General features: G+C 37.7%; 1 protein-coding gene. It reads right to left on the bottom strand.

The features are described 5' to 3' along the window. Window positions 1–431: 431 nt before the first annotated feature. Complete coding sequence (locus tag HCG49_RS18275) at window positions 432–2,888, bottom strand: TonB-dependent receptor (RefSeq protein WP_168470921.1); 2,457 nt, start codon at window positions 2,886–2,888, stop codon at window positions 432–434. Between the last annotated feature and the right edge of the window lie 1,343 nt (window positions 2,889–4,231).

Raw genomic sequence — 4,231 nt, 5'->3', positions numbered from 1 at the left:
GGGAGAGTAGGCCGCCGCCTTTTTTTAAGAGTCCCTTCATGAAAATGAAGGGACTTTTTTTTTGCCCTTCCGCAAAGTAGATCCGCAAAGTCTCCCGACTTTGAGGGGCATTCCTACCTCAAAGTTTCAATAGTAATAAAATAACCATACCGCCAAATCCTTCTTCTATGTAGCGTCAATGCAAACGCAGCGAAGTAATCTCAAGAAGCATACGGAAAACAACAATAGCTTGCCTCGTCCTAAGTCCTCGCAAAGACCGCGGTTCAAGATCCATTGTTACATTTGCATATTGTTTAATTGTTACATGAACCCATTAGTATCCTTTAAAATTGTTTCGCCCCAATCGCTGGCGCTAACGTCGACCTCGTGCCTGAACAGAAAAATATTTTGAGACTGCAATCTAAAGGCCTAGGGGAGGGGGGTAATTAGAGTTATTTTTTATTGATATAAATCAGTTCAAAACTGTCGGGATTCACGATTCCCAATGATTTTTTATAGTAAAAATCTATGAGTTGTATTTCTATATACTGCTCCAATTCATTTATATCCTGCATTTTGTCGTACAACTTAAAACAGCCAGTGCTTTGTTGGTCTTTAAATTCCTTTAACAATCCAGTAGTTTGTTTAATCTCATCTATAGAAGTAAATGCAGTAAATTCTTTTTCCATCCAACGATGTCCAACTAATTTTTCTAAACGTTCTTGTCTTTCCGCAAGTAGTGTATCGTACTGGGGGCGTAATTGCCTGTCTTCTTCCTTGTAATCCGATACTTGTTTGTTGTGTAAAGGGTGTTGGTCTGCCTCTAATTTTTTAATCACAAATAAATTTTCAAGGGCCATATCAACTTTCTGCATATCGCTTTTAAGCTTTTCAATAACAGTGAAGACAGCTTCATTAAAAACTTCTTGAAAGTCACCATAGGCGTAAAGCGCATTTAAAAATATTAGCGCATTTTGGGTGTACGGGATTTCCTTTTTTTGTGCTTTGGCCGTAGCTAGCAATATTGAAAGTTCGTCCTTTTTAAAAACAGGAATATTTTCAAAAGAGTCACTCTGGAATACGGAGGTTAATTGGCGATTGATCTCCGGAATAGTTCCCGAATAAGAAACGTTACGATATCTGAATTTTATCAGCAGTTCAGAAGTATTTGTTTTTTGATTTCTTTGACCCCGAGGTAAGCTTAATTTTAAATTATCAAAGGTATACCTATATCCTAAGGTAGCGGTTAGGTCGCTAGCGTTGGCTAAAGATGTTTTTCTGGTAAGCGTTAATATGTTTAGAGTAAAATGATGTTTTTGCTTCCAAAGGTAATTGCCGCCTAAGCGTATATTAAAAACCTGATTTTGTTGCGTTCCATTACTGTAAGATTTGTTGTAAGAACTAGAGAGGTTGGTGCGTAATTTTTTATTAAAAAACTGTTTTCCGATCGTAAATGTAGGTCCTGCTGTAAAGCTATTATCGGTGTCCCCGATGGTATTATAGGAAGTGTTGGCTGCCAGGGAAATTTGTAGAGCTTCTTCAGGATATGTTAGGGTGTATGAGGCGGTACCATTATAAAACGCATTTTTTCCGCCTGCAATAGTGTTTCCCTCTTGTTGGTTATCAGAATTCTGGTAAACTATATTAAAATTAATACCATCTTGTTTGTGAGCTGTTTTTTTAAAGAGGTAATTAATTCCCAGATTTGCCGTTTGAGAAACTTGGCGGTAATTCAGGGTGTCTATATTGTCAAAATCACTGACCTGGTTGATGTAATTAAATTGGTCTTTAATATTGGTATAGGACTGAAAATTAGAATAGGAAGCATTGATACCCATGCGTTCTGAAGCGTTATAATTTAGATTTATAGCGCTGACAATGCGTTGTTGGTTAGACGATTTTGCATTGTTCAGGTTGTCTTGTTGCAGTCCAGCATTTACCGCAAGGTTTACTTTGTCATTAAATAAATTTTGATTGGCATTAATGGTAATATTTTCCAAATCATTATTAAAATAATAAGCTCCTAGTGTTTTGTAATCCGGATCAATACGTTCATAACCTACACCCATACTTCCTTGGCCTACGGGATAATCAAAGGAGGCATTGATGGCGTTATAGTACTTGGTGCTAATATTTTCTTCTAATAGAAAAGCAAGTATCCCTTTTTTCGACGCTTTTTCTGTAAGTCTACTGTCTTCCGTAATTCCTGATATGGCATATTCTAAGTGTATTTGTGCTTTATCAAACACCTTAAAAGTAGACTCAAAAGATAATACTGCATTGTCCTTCGGCGAGAGTCCAACACTTGTTGGGTATGGGTTTTCAAGGGAATTTATATCATCCTTGGCTTTAAATAAAATAATGCCAAGGTTCATGAAGTCAAAATCGTAGGACGTTTTTAATCCAACCCCTTTCCGTTGGTAGGCGGTAAGGGCATTGGGTGCATCCTCATTGTATTCCGTGGCCTTTAATAAGCGGCCGTACATTCCGCTAATCTTAAATTTTCCCTCGGGGGCGATATCAAAACCTGCTCCCGTAAACTGATGACCGCTTAAAGAATAGGGCGAAAAAGACATACTGACATCACCGATATGGGCGGTGGCCCATTTGTAAGAGGGGTGTAGGCTTAGTCTATTGTAATTAAATGGATTCGGAAAATTAAAATCTTGGTTAGAGTAGGTGAAGGAAAGTGGAATTTGGTATAATCCGGCAATATTAAAATTCAAGTTTCCCGTAAGGTAGTAGGTAATATCTTGGCGGTTGGCCAAACCATCGTAATACACGACATTAGAGGAAATACCACCGTTGTATCGGAGCCATTTTTCTTTGCCGAGTTTATCGAAATCGATATTTTGGGAAAAGCAAAAGGCACAGCATATAAAAAGGCAAGGTGATAATAACTTGTTCAATTATAAATGGTTAGGATACTAAAAATGTATATAATTATTTAGAGATGTGATAATATTTTCGATGTATTACCATAAAACATGTAATAAATAGAGTATTAGTAAATAAGAAAATTCTGAAATTAAATAGCATAGTATGATTTTATGTACGAAAAGACAATGTGTTAACTAGCTTTTAGTTCGTAAGAAAAGGAGGATTTCTCATAATTTCGTTTTCTTAAAGGAGACGTGATCGGCTTTAATTTATTAATTAAGAAGATAATGCAAACTATAGGGCTAATTCTTAGTGATTTTTTGTTGGGCGTTCCCCTATCGGGTCGGGCTTTCCGCTGTATCTTTTTTAAAGGTCCCGCGGCCCTCTAAAAAAGGATGCCGCTGCAATCCCTAACGCTTTTACAATGTGAAAATGTAACAATTGTTTAAAGTAGATGATTTGTTCCGAAAATGGCCTGTTCCGCAAAGTCCTGTTCCGCAAAGTCTCCCGACTTTGCGGTGCATTATATAGTTAAAGTTTCGAAATGTTGTATGCTGCGAAAGACTTAGTTGAGGACGAAGCTGACTGATTTCAATGTTAACTTTATTTACTGTTCACAGTAGACTTAAACTACCCTTATATATAGGACAGTTGAACGCCGATCGCTGGCGCGAGCGTCACGCTCTTGCCCGTACAGAGTATTCCGTGAATCTGACTGATTTCAATGTTAACTTTATTTACTGTTCACAGTTGACTTAACCTATCCTTATATATAGGACAGTTGAACGCCGATCGCTGGCGCGAGCGTCACGCTCGTGCCCGTACTAGAAAGGAACAGCGTGGCGGCCATATTTTAAACACATCCAATGCTATCCTTATATATAGGATGGCCTGTTCTGCGAAGTCGTGAGACTTCGCGGAGCGAGCAAGAAGCTAATTAATAACGAAAGTCATTGTTTATTGCTGATCAATTTTTGGTTTTCAAGCAGTTTAGGTGTGTAAGCAGTTGAAAACACTTCTGAAAATAATATTAAAATCTTTCAAAAAAAACCTTGCCAGTTTTAGAAAGAGGCGTACCTTTGCCGTCCGCTAGCGAGGCAATGCCGAGCAAACGGAAAAGGCGTTCAGAGCGCCATGTTCATTGAGTTTTGTTTCCGTTATCGGTTAAGAAAAAAAAGAAAAAAGTTAATTTTTTCTAAAAATCATCTGTGATATAAAAAAGAAGCTGTATATTTGCAGCCGCTTTAGGAAATAAGGCAAACGAGAAAGAATAAAAAGTTCATAGACATATTGTAAAGACAGCGTATTTCTGATCTGGCGACAGATCGGGAATATTGAATAAAAATCGAAAACACGGGCCGGGCAATTAGCT

The organism is Arenibacter sp. 6A1, from assembly GCF_012272855.1.
Classification (GTDB): domain Bacteria; phylum Bacteroidota; class Bacteroidia; order Flavobacteriales; family Flavobacteriaceae; genus Arenibacter.
This window is presented reverse-complemented; position numbering and strand designations above follow the sequence as displayed.